The 15,748-nt window shown below is 48.3% G+C and carries 11 protein-coding genes; 9 read left to right on the forward strand and 2 right to left on the reverse strand.

What is annotated here, in order from left to right; all coding sequences use genetic code 11:
• Positions 1–22 precede the first annotated feature (22 nt).
• The gene (locus Q4G98_RS08625) at positions 23–6,661 is read left to right on the forward strand and encodes a YadA-like family protein (protein ID WP_301961929.1); all 6,639 of its coding nucleotides are present in this window, start codon (positions 23–25) and stop codon (positions 6,659–6,661) included.
• A gap of 78 nt (positions 6,662–6,739) precedes the next feature.
• Positions 6,740–7,165 carry a hypothetical protein gene (locus tag Q4G98_RS08630; RefSeq protein WP_298563771.1) on the forward strand — a complete coding sequence of 142 codons (426 nt, stop codon included), beginning with the start codon at positions 6,740–6,742 and terminating at the stop codon, positions 7,163–7,165.
• Positions 7,166–7,227: 62 nt separating this feature from the next.
• Here Q4G98_RS08630 and feoB read toward each other — a convergent pair whose 3' ends face one another.
• Together feoB and Q4G98_RS08640 are read right to left on the reverse strand one after the other, a co-directional pair.
• Positions 7,228–9,243 carry a ferrous iron transport protein B gene (gene feoB, locus Q4G98_RS08635; RefSeq protein ID WP_298563774.1) on the reverse strand — a complete coding sequence of 672 codons (2,016 nt, stop codon included), beginning with the start codon at positions 9,241–9,243 and terminating at the stop codon, positions 7,228–7,230.
• Entirely contained in the window at positions 9,240–9,485 is a 246-nt protein-coding gene (locus tag Q4G98_RS08640; protein ID WP_177559671.1) for a ferrous iron transport protein A, read from the reverse strand. The genes feoB and Q4G98_RS08640 overlap by 4 nt, the downstream gene beginning before the upstream one ends.
• Positions 9,486–9,794: 309 nt before the next feature.
• Here Q4G98_RS08640 and Q4G98_RS08645 point away from each other — a divergent pair, with 309 nt between their 5' ends.
• The 7 genes from Q4G98_RS08645 (at position 9,795) to murF (ending at position 15,732) form a co-directional block, all read left to right on the forward strand.
• Positions 9,795–10,199 carry a Fur family transcriptional regulator gene (locus Q4G98_RS08645; RefSeq protein ID WP_301961930.1) on the forward strand — a complete coding sequence of 135 codons (405 nt, stop codon included), beginning with the start codon at positions 9,795–9,797 and terminating at the stop codon, positions 10,197–10,199.
• A 58-nt stretch (positions 10,200–10,257) separates the two neighbouring features.
• Positions 10,258–10,812, forward strand: a complete 555-nt coding sequence (gene rbr / locus Q4G98_RS08650) for a rubrerythrin (protein WP_177559675.1) — start codon at positions 10,258–10,260, stop codon at positions 10,810–10,812.
• 151 nt (positions 10,813–10,963) lie between these two features.
• Positions 10,964–11,401: a division/cell wall cluster transcriptional repressor MraZ gene (mraZ, locus tag Q4G98_RS08655; protein WP_177559677.1), complete on the forward strand. Its 438-nt coding sequence runs from the start codon at positions 10,964–10,966 to the stop codon at positions 11,399–11,401.
• Between the two features lie 18 nt (positions 11,402–11,419).
• A complete protein-coding gene (gene rsmH / locus Q4G98_RS08660) occupies positions 11,420–12,349 on the forward strand; it encodes a 16S rRNA (cytosine(1402)-N(4))-methyltransferase RsmH (RefSeq protein ID WP_177559680.1) in 930 nt (309 codons plus the stop codon).
• 15 nt (positions 12,350–12,364) lie between these two features.
• The gene (locus tag Q4G98_RS08665; RefSeq protein ID WP_298563779.1) at positions 12,365–12,760 is read left to right on the forward strand and encodes a hypothetical protein; all 396 of its coding nucleotides are present in this window, start codon (positions 12,365–12,367) and stop codon (positions 12,758–12,760) included.
• Between the two features lie 100 nt (positions 12,761–12,860).
• On the forward strand, positions 12,861–14,342 hold the full coding sequence (locus Q4G98_RS08670) for a UDP-N-acetylmuramoyl-L-alanyl-D-glutamate--2,6-diaminopimelate ligase (protein ID WP_298563781.1): 1,482 nt from the start codon (positions 12,861–12,863) through the stop codon (positions 14,340–14,342).
• A gap of 4 nt (positions 14,343–14,346) precedes the next feature.
• Positions 14,347–15,732 carry a UDP-N-acetylmuramoyl-tripeptide--D-alanyl-D-alanine ligase gene (gene murF, locus Q4G98_RS08675; RefSeq protein WP_298563783.1) on the forward strand — a complete coding sequence of 462 codons (1,386 nt, stop codon included), beginning with the start codon at positions 14,347–14,349 and terminating at the stop codon, positions 15,730–15,732.
• Positions 15,733–15,748 lie beyond the last annotated feature (16 nt).

A 15,748-nucleotide genomic window follows, 5' to 3' on the forward strand; every position in this document is an offset into this window, starting at 1 on the left:
ACCATAAGGGAGCTGGGAGAAGATGAGTAAAAGGGATATGCGTGCCAAAAAACTGCTTTTGGCAGTGTTATTGGCTATGAGCATGCAAAGCTATTATGCTGCGCCCACGTGGGCGGCCGAGGCCGGTCAGCCAACAGGGCAGACCGAGACTGTGGACGGAAAAGGGCAGAGCGATGGCACCACAACGCCTGCTGGGGACGAAGCAGAAACTGTAAGGAAGACAGATACGAAACAAGAAGCCGATGAGGCTCTTACTATTATGGGTTACAGTGTCAATACCCTTAATGCTGATGAGGACGCTGGAATTATGCCAACACTTGTTGGTGGTTATACAGGGAGCTATAATGCAGGTACTGGTTCTAATTACACGGTTGATTATGCTACAGCTGTAGGTTACAATGCTGTAGTTAATCATCTCAACAGTACTGCTTTAGGCTATAATGCTTCAACCAGCGCAGAAGAACAGGTATCTTTCGGACATTGGGACAGTACTACCAGTACATGGACCACAACCCGCAGCCTGGCAGGTATTAAAAATATTGAAATGGCAGGCGCTTTGACAGGCGTTACTACCATTAACGATGCTAATTTTACTGTAGATAGAGAATACGAGAACATAGCTATTGGTATTTCCGCGAAGATAGCATCGGGTAGTCAGGGGGTGGTGCTTGGTCATGAGGCTGCGGTCAATGGGACTGGTGGTGTGGCTGTTGGTCGTGCGGCTAGAACATATGGTGAAAATGCTACAGCGCTTGGTTTTTGGGCTGAAGCATTTTCAAAAGATAGTATTGCAATTGGTTCTGGTGCTCAGGCTGGTGGTAAGAATAGTATAGCCATTGGCAGTAATAGCAAGACTATTAGTGCAGATGATAGTGTAGCTATTGGTTTTGGTGCTTCTGTTGGTGATGAGACTGTAAACAGTATTGTTATAGGTACCGGCAGTTATACAGCAAAAAATAATGAAGTTAATTTTGGCTATTACAGATTTGACGCTGATGGAAATTTGGATGACTCTGCTTATTATGGCCGCAGTCTGGCGGGTATAAGCAGTATCGATTTTATCGCCGGCGAATATGGAAATAAGGGCGCGATCACAGGTCTTAGCAGCATTAACGGCGTGGCAGTTTTGGGCAGTGCGGCTGATGGCCTGACGATTGGCGGCAATGCGATTATCGGCAAAACTGATATTCCTTTCAGCAGTGAAGGTTTCAGTGTCAGCAATACAGGTGCACTGACGGCTGGCGGCATTATCTTAAAGGATGGCGAGATCAAATGGGAGGATACAAGTAAGGGGATTATAATCGGTAATGGTTTTGCTGAGGGTGGTTCTATAGCTATTGGTGGAGCATCTGCCTCTTCTAGTGAGAGTATTGCCATTGGTCAGGCTATTAATACTGCTTCTTACTCTACTATTCTTCTGGGCTATGATTCATATATCCATGATAACTCTGACAATAGTATTGTTTTAGGCGAGAGTTCAACAGTTCTTGGTGGAGCTAGTTATAGTAACATTATCGGTAGCGGTTCAAGTATATGTGATGACAGCCCATATAGTATTATTATGGGTCGCGATTCAACTATAAATGCTAATAGCAAGAATAGTACTATTATCGGCAACGGTTCAAGTATAGAAAGTGACAGCATAAACAGTATAGTTTTGGGTTCTGACATATATGTTGCTGGGAGTAACAATGTCGCCCTGGGTTATGGGAGCAGAGTTGAAGATGAGAACGGCAGCGTTGTAAACAACAGCCTTGCGCTGGGCGCCGGCAGTCGGGCTAGCGAAGATAATCAAGTGAATTTCGGCTATTACAGGTTTGATTTTGATAATGATGATTTTGATCTTTCTACTTACTACGGCCGCAGCCTGGCAGGTATCAGCGATATTACGATAGTCGATGGTGACCAGTTGGACGCGGACAATACTAACAAAATTACCATTACCGGCAGCAGAATTACAATAGGCGGCGATGCTGCCAACCAAACGGTTATCGAAAACGGTACGATCAATAGCAGCAAAATTAATGGTATGAACATTTTTTATGGTACTAACGATGATCCGGATTCTGGCAATCTAGGCAGTATGGCATTTGGTAAAGATGCCCAAGTCAGAAATTTGCTTGAGCGCAGTTCCAGAGATGCGACGGTGATCGGTACCCAAGCAAGTGTAAACTCTGCTAATGCTGTGGCCCTGGGCGCTTATAGTATGGTTGGCGATCTCGATGGTGATTGGATTGGTTACAATTCTGCGGCTATAGGCGCTTATTCTAATGTCAGGAACTCTGATAGTGTCGCTTTAGGCTATCAGGCTTATGTAGATGAGGAAAATAGTTTGGCCCTGGGCGCTTATTCTTCTACAAGTGGTTATCAGACTGTCAGTTTCGGTCATAAAGAAGGTGATCTTTATTATGACTATGTCAGTGGTAGTATTGCTGTATATGATGATAATCTGTTCCGCAATCTGACAAATATAGCTGATATCGAGATGAACGGCACTTTGCGCGGATTGGCTGATGCAATATTGTCTGCTGACAGCACGGAAGCCGTCAGCGGCAGGCAATTGTATGCGACAAACCAGAATGTTACTGATTTAACCGGGCGCATGACAACTGCTGAAACAAGTATTACTGACCTAACTGGGCGTATGACAACTGCTGAAGGGAGTATTACTACAGTAAAAAAGAGTACCTACAAGATTGAATATTCCCCAGCAACAGGAACTACAGTAGATGGTGTGACGATCAAAGCGGGCGTTGTAAGCAGTGTGAAAAGTATCAACGGTGTCGCAATCGACAACAGCGGCAACCTGACCACGACCGGTACTTACAACGGCGTGACTATCGGCAGCGGTAAGGTGAATGGCGTAACGCTGGGAACAGATGGTACAGTCAACAGTGTAACTATCGGCACAGCAGGTATCAGCGGTACAGATACCTTTAACGGTGTAATGTTGAAAAAAGACGGCAGCAATTATACAGTGGGCGACGTTGACGTGACGCAGCTGAAAACAACGATCAGTGACAGTACTAATGGTTTGCTGAAACGTACGGACGATTTGGAAACAGCTGTTAACGATACTACAACTGGCTTGTCTGCTACTTATACGAAAGCAGAAGCAAATGCTGTGTCTATCGGCGAGCTGCAAACAGCCACCACCGGCATGAGCTACAGCGGTACAGCAGGTGCGGAAATGACCACCTTTGCCGGCGGCGTAACTGCGGCTAATTTACAAGTAGGCGGTAACTTCGGCGTAACCGCTGACGGCGCATTGACGGCGGCAACCATCAACGGCGTGACGATCAGCGGTACTGATGCGGCTAAGAATGCGACCATTGGCGGTTATAGCTTAAAAGAGATAAGTGATGATATTGCCGGGTTGCAAACCAGCAGCGGCGGCAATACAGGTAATATCAGCAACTTGCAGACGAAAACTGCCGGTATCGAACGTGATGATGCTGGTACGACGACTACTATCGAAAAGAATACCAGTATCACAGAAAATGGCCTGACAACAAATAAAGTTACCGTTGGTAATGTGATTTTGGAAAACGGCAAACTGACAGTAGGAAGCGTTACCTTAACAAACGGTAAGCTGAGCGGTCTCTCGGATGGTAGTATTGCCAGCGGCAGTGAGGAAGCTGTGACAGGCGGACAGATTTATACTGTGAAAACAGAGTTGAATACTGCCATTGGTACCAAAGTAGCACAGAGTGAATATAATACCAAAATAGAGGAACTGGCTGACGCCGATACTGCATTGAGCGGCAGAGCAACAGCTTTGGAAACAGCAACAACAGGCATGACCTATGACAATGGTACAACTACTTTTGTCGGCGGTGTGGCTGCGACAGTAGTGACAGCAGGTGAGTTTAAAGTTGGCGCTACGGGCTTTGGCTTTGTCAGTGACGGTGCTTTGACGGCCAAAACTGTGAACGGTGTGACAATCAGTGGCACTGATGCGGCTAAAGATGCGGCAATTGGCGGCTACAGCTTAAAAACAATAACCGATGATATTGCTGATTTGAAAACTAACGGTGGTGCAACCAGCGCCAATACGGTAGGTATCAAACATAGCGGTACAGTAGATACGGCAGATAGCCTGACTACTATCGAAGGAAATACAAAAATCAGCGGCAGCGGCATTGTCGTAACAGGCACGGTAGAGGCAACGACGTTGAAAGAGGGCGGCACGGAGTTAGCTGCTAAGTATGCAGGGATAAGTGAAGCCTATACCGCAGAGAAAGCAGCATTAAAAGCGGATAAAACTGACGTTGATACTTTAAAAACGACTGTTGGCGATGCAGATACAGGTTTGGCAGCAGTCAATACCAAAGTAACTGATTTGCAAACTGCGACTACAGGCATGAGCTATGACAGCGGTACTACCAGTACCAGCTTCAGCGGCAATGTAGTTGTCGGAAATGTAGGCAATCAAACCCATACGCAGATCACTGATAATGCTATTATCTTTGGACAGGGCGCGGAAAAGCAGGTCACAGTAGATGCCAGCGGTATCCATGTAGGGGCGAAGGCTATGAACGGCATCAGCACTTTTGCCGATAGCAATGGAACGCATATCGACCACACCAGCCTGGTAACAGGTACAGTGACGGCGGCCAACCTGAACGGTGTCGCTATCAGTGGTAACGCAACGGATGGTTTGAGTGTTGGCGGCGTGAATATCAAAACACTGGATGATAGACTTGCAACATTAAAAACAACAGTAGATGATATTCAAAATAGTGGTGTTGGCACAGCCGATATGGCAGGTGTACAACGCAGTGACGCCGACGGTGACGGCATTAACGATACGACTACGATAGAAACGGCAACCAGCTTTACTAAAGCAGGTATGAAAACAAGTAATCTGGAAGCGCTAACAGCGGCTATCGGCGGTGTAAATTTTGCAGCAGGCGGTGTTGTGACAGGCATTAACAGTATCAACGGTACTGTTTTCAGCAGCGACGGCAAGATCGGCGGCGTCAGCCTGAGCGGAGGCAAGGTGAATGGCGTAGATATAAAATGGCTGGATCAGCGGGTTACGTCGCTTGAAGGCAGCGGGACAGGCGGCGGTGGTACCGGAGGCGGCGGTGGAGCTAGTACCAGCGGTATCGGCAAGCCTGACGGTGATACAACGACGATCGAGGGCAATACTACTGTTACCGGTGACGGCATTGAAACCAATAAAGTCACAGCCAGCGATCAGATCATCGTCGCTGACGGTAAGGATAACCAGACTGTTATCAGCGAGGACGGTATTAAAGTTGCAGAAGGTAAGACCAATGAAGTGACGATCAACGACAAGGGTATCCACGTTGGCAAAAACAGCTCGGTGATGAACGATACGGAAGGCTTTATCACTGATAAAGGACTGTATATCGGCGTCAACAGCAGTAACGATATCAGCACGGCCAAGTTCAGCGTTGATAAGGGTAACGGGACGATGACCAGTAAGGTGGGCGGTTATACCTTTACCAACGGCAGCAGCGGCGCGGTATTCAGCCATAGCGGCGATACGGCAGTTACTCCCGGCGGCAGCTTTACAGAGACTACCATCAAGGGGAACAAAGTAACTACCGGCAGGTTGGATGCGGACGAATTGTATGTAGATGGTAACAAGGTAAATATAGCTGGCGGCACGATCGGTCAGACGGATGCAGTTGCCAACCATTTGGAGGGCACAGACGGCGACGGCAATAAAGTGACCAACGATTTTAAAACCAGTGCCCTGAACGGCACGACGCAGGCAGCGGAGCAAACATCGGCTGACGGGAAGAACATCATTAAAACAGAAAATAATACTTCTGCAGGTGGTACCAGCGTCACCACGTCCAAAACCAGCACTAACAGTGCCGACAGGAAAACGGAACAGAGCAGCAGCTTTGTGACCAATGAGAGCGGTATGTCGCTGAACACGAGTACTAAGGTGACTGACAAGGACGGCAATGTTACCAAAAATACCAGCGGCGAGACAAAGATGAGCGGCGACAGCCTGACGGTGAGCAAAACGACGGTAACGAGCAAGGACGGCAAAGAGGAGACTACGACCAGCAGCACCACAGTAGGCAGCGGCGAAGTAACGCTGCACCGTGAGGATGGCAGCACGATCCGCGTCGGCGAAGCTATCGAGGGGATGCAGGGACAGATCCAGGATATCGGAAGCAAGGTCAACGAAATGGGTGTCGAGATCAAAGAGGTGGGCGCCTTGAGTGCCGCTTTGGCAGGTTTGCACCCGCAGCCGGAAAATGCCAACAGCCGTGCAGACTTTGCAATGGCGATGGGCAGCTATGAAGGCAAGCAGGCATTGGCCGTGGGCGGCTTCTACCGCCCGGACAAACGGACGATGCTGAGTATCGGCGCTTCAACTACCAGCAGCAAACATATGATGAATATGGGTATCAGCATTGCGCTGGATAAGCTGCCGGAGGCAGAACGTAATGAGCAGGAAAGCAATGCTGATATGGCAGAACGCATGAAGAAGCTGGAAGCAGATTATGAAGCACGGCTGGAAAAAATGGAAGCGGCTTACGAGGCCCGCATGGAGCGTTTGGAAGCCAGATATGCCCGTATGCAGGAAGCTTATGAGGCTGATAAAGAGCAGCAGAAGCAGCAGGAAGCAGCTGACGGAACGCAGGAAACTGCGGAAGCAGCAAGCGCTTAAACGGCAGTAACAAAAAAACGGGCCGCAGTGAAGCCGGCCCGGCAAAACAAAATAAAAAATTGAAAGAGGTAGATCCCAGTGAAAAAATCAGTATTGGCAGTAGTGATGCTGCTGGCTTTGGCAGTGAGCAGCGTGTGTATGGCAGCCGGCGACGGCAATGACCTGAACAGAGAGCAGCGTGTGGTAGATAAATTTGTAGCGGCACTGGAAGCGCCGGCAGGCAGCGGTTTTGCCCAGGTGCAGGGTGATCTGGCACCGGGACTGCAAAGCAAGCTGACAGCCGAGGGCTTTGCCGAGCTGCAAAAGCAGCTGAGGGAAAAATTTGGCAAGCAGAAGGAAGTAAAATTTGCTTCTTTTGAGCGTTTTGACCAGGCAGACCGTTTGCTGTACATGATGGGCTACAGCCGTCAGCAGGTGGTACGTGCGGCGTATGTGTTCGATAAGGACGGCAAGCTGGTCGAGTTTGTCTTTGTACCGGTCGAGATCAAGGAAGAAGAGAAATAAAAAGATAAAAATACCGTTCCCGGGTTCAAGATCCGGGAACGGTATTTTTGTTAGCTGGAAGTTTACTCGAAGCCCAATAGTTTACCGAGGTGATAAACGATAAAAGCGACGATCCAGGAGGTTATGATCTGATAGAACATGATATAAAGAGTTTGTACAGTAGAGTTCATTTCGCGCCTGATGGCAGCCAGTGCCGCGACACAGGGCGGATAGAGCAGGGAAAAGGTGAGGAAGCTGAGCGCGGTCAGCGGGGTAAAGATGCTTTGCAGTGCTGTACCCGGTATATCGCCGTCGCCGCCCAGCAGGACAGACAGTGTACTGATGACTACTTCTTTGGCAGTGAGGCCGGTGACAAGCGCTGTTGCTGCCCGCCAGTCGCCGAACCCGAGCGGTGCGAAGAAGGGGGCGATAAAGCTGCCGATACCGGCCAGCATACTGTTTTCTGGATTATCGACCATATAGAAGCGGCTGTCAAAGCTTTGCAGCAGCCAGATGACAATACTGGCAATGAAGATGACAGTAAAGGCTTTATACAGGAAGTCCTTGGCTTTGCTCCACATGTGCAGAAGGATATTGCGTGCTGTGGGCAGACGATAAGCTGGCAGTTCCATAACAAAGGGCACGGGCTGGCCGTTATAAACGAAGGTTTTTAAAAGCAGTCCGGAAGCGATCGCGACGAAAATCCCCAGCAGATACAGGAACATCATGACAGCGGCTTTATTGTCGGCAAAGAAGGCCGAGATAAAGACACCATAGATAGGCAGCTTGGCGCTGCAGGACATGAAGGGGGTCAGGATCATAGTCATTTTGCGGTCACGTTCGCTGGCGAGAGTGCGGGTGGCCATAATAGCCGGGACACTGCAGCCAAAGCCGATCAGCATGGGGACGAACGAAGAACCTGAAAGGCCTATCTTACGCAGCAGTTTATCCATAACAAAGGCGATACGCGCCATATAACCGCTGTCTTCCAGCATGGAGAGGAAGAAAAACAGGGTGACGATCGTGGGCAGGAAGGAAAGGACGCTGCCTACGCCGGTAAAGAGACCGTCGATGATAAGCGAATGGATCGGTGCGCTGATCCCAATGGCGGTAAGCCCCAGATCAGCTGCTTCGGTGACGGCGCTGATGCCGACTTCGAGCCAGTCGCTAAGGGCGGCGCCGATAACGTCAAAGGTGAGCCAGAAGACTGTAAAGATAGTCAGCAGGAAAATGGGGAGCGCAAAATATTTATGGGTCAGGTAATGGTCGATTTCGACTGACCTCAGTTGAGCGATAGTAGCCTGCGGCTTATGGACGGCATAAGAACATAATTCTTCAATATATGTGTAGCGCATGTCAGCCAGCGCCGCTTCTTTATCTGTATCCAGAGCTATTTCCAGATCGTTGGTAACGTGGTCGATAATATCCAGTTCGTTTGCCGTCAGTTCAAGCTCTTGGGCCAGCGGTTCATCGCCTTCGATGAGTTTGGTGGCCGAGAAGCGCAGCGGCAAACCTTTACTGCGCACTTTGCCTTCGATCAGGTGGGCGATGGAATGGATCGCCATATGGGTGACGCCGGAGCAGAAGTCAAGGCGTTCAGGCATTTTCTTATCCTGTGCTGTTTTCAGGGCGCGGGAAAGCAGTTCGTCTACGCCGGCGCCTGAATTGGCCGTAATAGGGACAACGGGTACGGTAAGGCGTTCTTCTATTTTCTGGATGTCGATAGAACCGCCGCTGGCGGTAAGCTCGTCCATCATGTTCAGGGCCATGATCATCGGGGTGTTGAGTTCGATGAGCTGCAGTGACAGATAGAGACTGCGTTCGATGTTGGTGGCGTCAATGACATTGATGATGATATCAGGTTTATTGCGCAAAAGCAGGTCGCGGGTCACGATTTCTTCCGATGTATAAGGCGACAGCGAATAGATGCCGGGCAGATCGATAACGGTGACGTCTTTGTTTGTCAGCAGCCGGCCTTCTTTTTTCTGTACTGTGACGCCGGGGAAGTTGCCGACATGCTGGTTGCTGCCTGTCAGATAATTGAAGAGTGTGCTTTTGCCGCAGTTTTGATTGCCGACAAGGGCGAAAGTTAAGCTCATAGTGCCTCCGGTTCCGGTGCAACGATGATCTTATTGGCGTCATCAAGCCTTAGGGTAAGCTCGTAGCCGCGCAGAAAAATTTCGATCGGGTCACCTAAGGGTGCTTTTTTACGGACCATGACTTTGGTTTTGGGGGTCAGCCCCATGTCTAAAAAACGGCGGCGCAGTATGCCTTCGCCACCGACGGTAGTGATGATCGCTTTTTGACCAATGGCAAGTTTATCTAATGTTATTGTATGCATATGGACCTCGATATATGTGTTATTTGTTTGAAATACTTGTGTTGGTGCGGTTAGCCGCTGCATAAATTATACGTCGCCTGCTTCTTTGTTGTCAATGAAGCAAATTTCTTTATAAATTATCTGATTTGTTTAAGTACTATTTTATGAAAAAAACTTATCGATATTGATTTCGCAATTTGCAAAAACAACCACCGCACCGGCTGCTGAAAATACTGTTTCAGCGGGTGAAAAAATAGTGAAAACACTTGACAACAATTTACTTGGGTGTATAATTCTAATTAAGAATAAGTTTCGATAGGAGAGGTATATATGACGAAGAGAAATACTATCCAAAGACAGCTTGTTATAGCTGCTGTAAGATTTTTAGCAGATCACCCCACTGCCGAAGAAGTATATGACCGTATTACAATGGAATATCCTGATATAAGCAAGGGTACTGTGTATAGAAATCTTAATTCACTGGTTGAAAGCGGCCTTTTGGGCAAGGTTTCCGTACCCAGCGGTTCTGACCGTTTTGACCATATCCTGAGCAGGCATTATCATATTAAGTGTACTCATTGCGGGATGTTTATGAATGTTGAGAATATGGATTATATTGAAGGTCTGGACGAAAAAGTAGGAGCAGTGACCGGGTTCAGAATGGAAGACCATGATGTCGTTTTTAATGGTGTATGCCCTGAATGCCAGAAGCTGGAAGCCAAGGAAAAGAACTGAGCACATACGCCCGCAACGGGCTGTATAATAAAAAATTGTTTTAAAGGAGGAGTTTCCAATGGAATTTAAAGGAAGTAAAACAGAAGCTAATTTGCATACCGCGTTCGCAGGTGAATCTGAAGCGAGAAATAAATATACTTACTATGCAGGTATCGCTAAAAAAGAAGGCTATAACCAGATCGCTTCTATTTTTGAAGAGACTGCGGGCAACGAGAAGGAGCATGCCAAAATCTGGTTTAAGATTTTGATGAGCGGCGGTATTCCGCACGCCAGCCTGCCTGATACTATGGCCAATCTGAAAGATGCTGCTGCCGGCGAGCATTATGAATGGACCGATATGTATGCAGGTTTTGCCAAAGAAGCAAGAGAAGAGGGTTTTGATAAAATTGCTTTTCTCTTTGAAGAAGTTGCCAAGATCGAAAAAGAACATGAGGAAAGATATCTGGCACTGCTCGCCAATATCGAAAATGACAGAGTGTTCAAACGTGAAGAGAAACAGGTTTGGATCTGCAGCAACTGCGGCAGGATCGTCGTAGCTGAAAAAGCTCCTGAAAAATGTCCGGTCTGCGATCATCCGCAGGGCTATTTTGAGCTGAGATGTACTAATTATTAATATTGAAAAGATTTAAACTTCCGCAAGCTAAGGCTTGCGGAAGTTTTTTTTATATAATTTCTTATATATTAGTAAAAAAATGTTGTAATTTCACAAAAATGAGGTTATAATGGTGAAAAGTGGAGCAAAGTGGAGGGGAGGGTGTCTAAAAATGTTAATGGGAGAATTTCAACATAGCCTTGATGCAAAAGGACGCCTTTTCATGCCTGTAAAGCTCCGTGAAGCTTTGGGAACAAAGTTTGTTTTAACAAAAGGGCTGGACGGCTGCTTGTTTGTTTATGATCTTGAGCAGTGGCGTCTTTTGGAAGCAAAGCTTAATTCTTTGCCGATGACTCGTAAGGGGGCCCGTGATTTTAACCGTTTCTTTTTTGGCGGTGCGGCTGAAGGCGAGTGCGATAAACAGGGCAGGGTGCTTTTGCCTGCCAATCTGCGTGAGTTTGCCGGGCTGGATAAAAACGCTGTTATTGTCGGCGTTGGCAACCGGGCAGAGATTTGGGATGCCGAGCGCTGGAACGCATATAACGAAGAGAATGCCGAAGATGTGGGCGAGTTGGCCGAACAGCTGGCAGATCTTGATTTAGGAATCTAAGGACAGGCGGCCGTGACAATGGACTTTGTACATAAAAGTGTATTGCTGGACGAGAGTATCGACTGGCTGATAACTGATAAAGATGGAATTTATGTGGACTGCACCATGGGTGGTGCAGGACATTCCAAAGGGTTCGCCATGCAGCTCAGTGAGCGGGGCACGCTGGTCGCGATCGATCAGGACGATGACGCTATTGCAGCTGCAAGTGCCAGATTACAGGGGCTGCCCTGTAAAATAAAAATCGCCAAGTCAAATTTTAAGGATTTCGGCGATGTTTTAGACGGTCTGGGTATCGATAAGATCGATGGTATCTTTTTTGATCTGGGGGTTTCTTCCTATCAGCTGGACACACCGGAACGTGGGTTTTCATATATGCATGACGGCCCGCTTGATATGAGGATGGATAAGGACAGCAAAAAAGACGCTTATTATATAGTAAATCATTATAAAGAAGAGGAACTGGCGGAGATCATTTACCGTTATGGTGAAGAACGCTGGAGTAAAAGAATTGCTCAGTTTATCGTTAAGGAACGGGCTGAAAAACCTCTTGAAACGACTTTTGAACTGGTGAATGTGATCAAAAAGGCTATTCCCAGGGGAGCGCGGCAGGATGGTCCGCATCCGGCAAAACGTACGTTTCAGGCGATCCGTATCGAAGTCAATGATGAACTGAATATTTTGGAAAAGGTTGTAACGCAGGCGGTCGAACGCTTAAAAAGCGGTGGACGGATCGGCGTGATCACTTTTCATTCTTTAGAAGACAGGATTGTGAAACAGACACTGGCTCAGCTGGCGAAGGGCTGTATTTGCCCGCCGCAGCTTCCGGTTTGTGTTTGCGGCAGAAAGCCGCTGGTGAAGAAAGCGGGGAACATTGTTCCCAGCGACGCGGAAATAGAGATGAATCCGCGTTCGCGCAGCGCACGGTTACGTTATGCGATCAAACGCTGATTTGGAGGGTAAAGCATGTTAGCACGTAAGTATGATAATTACGCATGGGAAGAAATTGAATACGAAAGACCCGTCGAGCGGGTCCGCAAAGTCAGGAAGGTTGACTATAGACTTGTGCGTCGCCGTGCTGCCGTGCTGGTATTGCTTGTAATGGCGGTTTATTTTACTGCGGTCGCGCGCAGTGAAAGCCTGGTCCGTACCGGAGATGCGCTTGTTTCTTTGAAGCAGCAGGAGGCAACGCTGCTGCTGAAAAATTCTGAAATGAAAATCGAAGTCGAGCAGCTGAAAGGTCCTGAAAGGATCACCAGTATCGCTGAAAAACAACTGGGGATGACAGTGGCCCGCAATAATATCTATGTGAAGGCTGATAGCCGCAAAGTTGCTTATGACGGCTATGCTTATGCAAAATAATCATTTCATCGCCTTCTTACTAAAAATATGCTATAATATATGAAGATTTTAGAAGGCAGCCTGTATATAGGCTGCCCTTTCACTTTTGGAGGTATGCCGTATGCAAAAGACTTTACAGGAAATCGTGGCTGTACTGCCGGAAGTACAGGTTATTGGCAATGTTGACAAGATCATTACTGATGTGACTGCTGATTCGCGTGAGGTACAGGCCGGAAGCCTGTTTATCTGCCTGAAGGGCGCGCATGTGGATGGACATAAATATTTGGCGCAGGCTGCTGAGGCCGGTGCTGTTGCTGCTTTAGTCGAAGATATACCAGAGGTCTGCCCGGCAGGACTGACGCTTTTGCAGGTGGCCGATACCAGAACAGGTATGGAAGCGGCAGCTCCTTTTTTCTATGATTATCCCGGTAAAACGATGCGGATGATCGGTGTGACGGGGACGAATGGCAAAACTACTACTACCAATATCGTGCGTGCTATTTTGCGGCGTGCCGGTTTTAAGGTGGGTCTTATTGGCACTATCAATATCATGATCGAGGATGAGGCGATCGTGGCGCATAATACCACTCCCGACGTGGTCGATCTGCAGCGTGCTTTATACAGAATGAAGCAGGCTGGCTGCGAATATGTGGTGATGGAGGTTTCTTCGCATGCGCTGGCGCTGAAGCGTGTGGCAGGCTGCGAATATGACACCGCCGTTTTGACTAATATCACGCAGGATCATTTGGATTTTCATAAAACTCTGGAAAATTATCGTGATGCTAAAGGCTTGTTGTTTGAGCATCTGCACGAAGGTAAAAAAGAGAACAAAACGGCAATTTTCAACATGGATGATGCCAGTTCGCCGATTTTGCGCGCCCGTACCAAAACAAAGGTGCTGACGTATGGCGAAGGACGTGATAATGATATTTATCCGTTGTTTTTTAAAGTGGAAGCCAAACAAATGCGTTTACAGCTGCATACTCCGGCCGGTGAGCTGGATCTGCTGCTGAAAATCACAGGCGAGTTCAATGTTTATAATGTCATGGCGGCGGTAGCGGCTGTTTTGGCTGAACGGATCGATAAAAAAACGATCGTTGAGGTTTTAAATGGTTTTGACGGCGTGCCGGGACGCTTCCAGTTAGTGGAAGCAGGGCAGCCTTATACCGTTATCGTTGATTATGCCCATACTCCTGACGGGTTGGAAAATGTGCTGAAGACTGCGCGCAGTATCACGGAAGGGAAACTGTGGGTAGTGTTTGGCTGCGGCGGCGACCGTGATAATAAAAAGCGGCCGATCATGGGCAGGATCGCTTTGGAGCTGGCTGATAAGATCGTAGTCACTTCTGACAATCCCCGTACTGAGGACCCGGCTGCTATCATTGCCGAGATCGCGGCGGCACTGCAGGAGGTACCGGACGGGAAGAGCGTTGAGCTGATCGCGGACCGCAGGGAGGCTATTTGTCATGCCCTGGCTGAGGCAGCTGCGAATGATGTGATCATGATAGCCGGTAAGGGGCATGAAAATTATCAGATTCTGGCAGATAAAACTATCCACTTTGATGATCGTGAAGTGGTACAGGAATACTGGAAGAAAAGGTGATCATATGTTGAGCTTGCAGGAAATAATGGCGGCGACAGGCGGCCGTTGTGAAAATATGCGGGAGCTGGTTTTCAGCGGTATTACTACTGATTCACGGGTAGAGAGCAGGGGCGAGCTTTTTGTAGCTTTGTGCGGCGAGCGTTTTGACGGGCATGCTTATTGTCAAATGGCTTTGGAACACGGGGTTGCGGCGGTGCTGGTATCTAAACCTGTGCCGGAGCTGCCGGCGGGGACTGTGGTGATAACTGTTGAGGATACGCTGCTTGCTTATCAGCAGATAGCCCATGCCTACAGGTTGCGGCACAAGCAGTTGAAAGTGGTGGCGGTTACCGGTTCTAATGGTAAAACTTCTACTAAAGACATGATCGCCGCCTGTCTGGCGACTAAATTCAAAGTAGTAAAAACTCAGGGCAATTTTAATAACGAGATCGGTTTGCCGAAGACGCTGCTGAGCGTTCAGCCTGACACAGAGATCGCTGTTGTGGAAATGGGTATGCGTGGTCTGGGACAGATCAGGGAGCTGTGCGAGATCGCGGAGCCTGATGTAGCCGTGGTGACTAATGTCGGTGAAACGCATATGGAGCTGCTGGGCAGTATGGAAAACATTGCCAGAGCCAAAGGAGAGATCGTTGAAGAGCTGACGGCACAGCAGGTGGCGGTGCTTAATGCCGATAATGAGTACGTGGCGGCGATGGCCGATAAGACTAAAGCGCAGGTCGTGACTTATGGTTATGCTGGTAAGGCTACTTTCCGCGGCGATAATGTGGTAACAACGGCTCAGGGAAGTGTATTTACCTGTATTGACAGCAGGTCGGGCGAGCGTACGGAAGTGGATATGCCCTTTATTGGCGAGCATAATGTACAAAATGCTTTGGCCGCGATTGCAGTAGGTGCTGTTTTTGGTGTAAAATTAAATGACAGCGCTAAAGCTTTAAGGACAGCAAAACTGACAGGAAGTCGTCAGGAAATAGTGCGCGCAGGTACGCTGACGGTGATCAATGACGCATATAACGCCAGCCCGGCTTCGATGGAAGCTGCTTTAAAAACTTTGCATGAGGCAAAGAAGGCATCGCCTGGAGCGCGGACGATCGCAGTTTTGGCAGATATGTTGGAGCTGGGCGATATTTCTTCTGATTCACACCGCAGGGTGGGGCAGTTTGCCGTGCGGGAAAAGACCGATGTGGTGATTGCTTATGGTGAAGAAGCCAGGGCGATTACGGCGGCGGTGGAGGCTTTGGGCGGAACGGCTTATTGGTGCGCCGGACGTGACGAAGCGGCCCGGCTGCTTGATAGCCTTCTGCAGCCGCACGACATAGTGCTTTTAAAGGGTTCGCACTCGATGCAGGTAGATTCACTTTTAGAGTTAGTGTTTCAAAATAAACAGCTATAAGTTTGGAGATTGATAG

Source organism: uncultured Phascolarctobacterium sp., assembly GCF_958349595.1.
Lineage (GTDB): Bacteria > Bacillota > Negativicutes > Acidaminococcales > Acidaminococcaceae > Phascolarctobacterium.

Excerpts from the sequence above, each read along its gene's own strand:
- Q4G98_RS08625 (WP_301961929.1), top strand. The coding sequence starts at position 23 with ATGAGTAAAAGGGATATGCGTGCCAAAAAACTGCTTTTGGCAGTGTTA.
- feoB (WP_298563774.1), bottom strand. The coding sequence starts at position 9,243 with ATGAGCTTAACTTTCGCCCTTGTCGGCAATCAAAACTGCGGCAAAAGC.
- Q4G98_RS08640 (WP_177559671.1), bottom strand. The coding sequence starts at position 9,485 with ATGCATACAATAACATTAGATAAACTTGCCATTGGTCAAAAAGCGATC.
- Q4G98_RS08645 (WP_301961930.1), top strand. The coding sequence starts at position 9,795 with ATGACGAAGAGAAATACTATCCAAAGACAGCTTGTTATAGCTGCTGTA.
- rbr (WP_177559675.1), top strand. The coding sequence starts at position 10,258 with ATGGAATTTAAAGGAAGTAAAACAGAAGCTAATTTGCATACCGCGTTC.
- mraZ (WP_177559677.1), top strand. The coding sequence starts at position 10,964 with ATGTTAATGGGAGAATTTCAACATAGCCTTGATGCAAAAGGACGCCTT.
- rsmH (WP_177559680.1), top strand. The coding sequence starts at position 11,420 with ATGGACTTTGTACATAAAAGTGTATTGCTGGACGAGAGTATCGACTGG.
- Q4G98_RS08665 (WP_298563779.1), top strand. The coding sequence starts at position 12,365 with ATGTTAGCACGTAAGTATGATAATTACGCATGGGAAGAAATTGAATAC.
- Q4G98_RS08670 (WP_298563781.1), top strand. The coding sequence starts at position 12,861 with ATGCAAAAGACTTTACAGGAAATCGTGGCTGTACTGCCGGAAGTACAG.
- murF (WP_298563783.1), top strand. The coding sequence starts at position 14,347 with ATGTTGAGCTTGCAGGAAATAATGGCGGCGACAGGCGGCCGTTGTGAA.